General features: G+C 76.7%; 1 pseudogene. It reads right to left on the bottom strand.

The features are described 5' to 3' along the window. Window positions 1-1084: pseudogene (locus C667_RS23210) on the bottom strand (hypothetical protein); the annotation flags it as partial.

Below are 1084 nucleotides of genomic sequence, written 5' to 3'. Positions count from 1 at the left end.
CATCCGCCGCGGCCGGCGCCGCATGCCCGCCGCCGGCCGGTGCGCCGCGTCCGTCCGCCGGCTCGACGCCGTCGATGCGCTCGAAGGGCGCCCACAGGTCGTTGTGGGTGAGCAGGGTCCAGGCTTCGTCGCCGCCGCTGCGGGCATTGGCCGGCAGCACGCCGCAGAACCACTTCTGCGCATTGCCGTTCGCCGCGCGGCTGCCGGTGATGCCCCAGGCCGCGCGGCCGTCGAAGAGGGTGAACGCCATGCCGTCGAGCACCTGCGCGTCGAGTCCGACGAGGGCGGCCGGGATGCGCAGCCCGACCCAGCGCCCGCTCGGGGGCAGCTCGCCGAGGCGGGCATGGGCGGCCGTGCCCGCCGCTCCCCAGGGGATGAGGTCCTCACCCCACCATGCGCGGTGTTCCCAGTTGCCGGCGTGCCACTGCAGCATCAGCGTGCGTGGCGGCTGCTCCGGGTCGAGGTAGACCCAGGCGAACAGTTCGCCGCCGGCAGCCACGGCGAGCGTCTCGGTGGCCGCCTCGAAGAAGTGCTGGTGGATGCCGTCGCGCAGCGTCGCGCGATGGCCCCCGCCTGCGGGGGGCGGGCCCCAGGGCGCGAGTGGCTCGGGCTCGAGCGCCTCCGGATCGGCGGCGATCTCGGGCACCGCGAGGCTGCGCCCGCTGATCGCGCGTGCCAGCAGCGCGGCGCGCGTGCGCAGGCCCTGGCGGGCACCGAGCTGGCGCGCACGCACGAGCTCGAAGGCCGCCAGCGTGGCGGCGAACTCGGGGTCGATCACCTCGCGGATCAGCAGGCGCGGCTCGAACACCGCCTGCGGAACCGGCACCAGCAGGCGCACGCGTTCGCCCAGGCTGGTGTCGAGGGGGGCGAGCGGGGCGGCCTCGGCGAGCGCGGCGTCGAGCTGCTCGCTCGGGATCGGCGCCGCGTCGAGCTCGAACCCACCGGGGAAGAAGTCGCTGCGCAGGCCCTCGAGCTCGAGCACGTGGGCCGGCAGCAGGCCGAAGGGCGGCAGGCGGGCGAAGTCCGCGCCGAGGCTGGCGGCCGCGGGCGGCGGGTCGCCGGCCGCGGCGATCTGCTCGGCGAG

This window comes from Thauera phenylacetica B4P, assembly GCF_000310225.1.
GTDB classification, from domain to species: Bacteria; Pseudomonadota; Gammaproteobacteria; order Burkholderiales; family Rhodocyclaceae; genus Thauera; species Thauera phenylacetica.
This window is presented reverse-complemented; position numbering and strand designations above follow the sequence as displayed.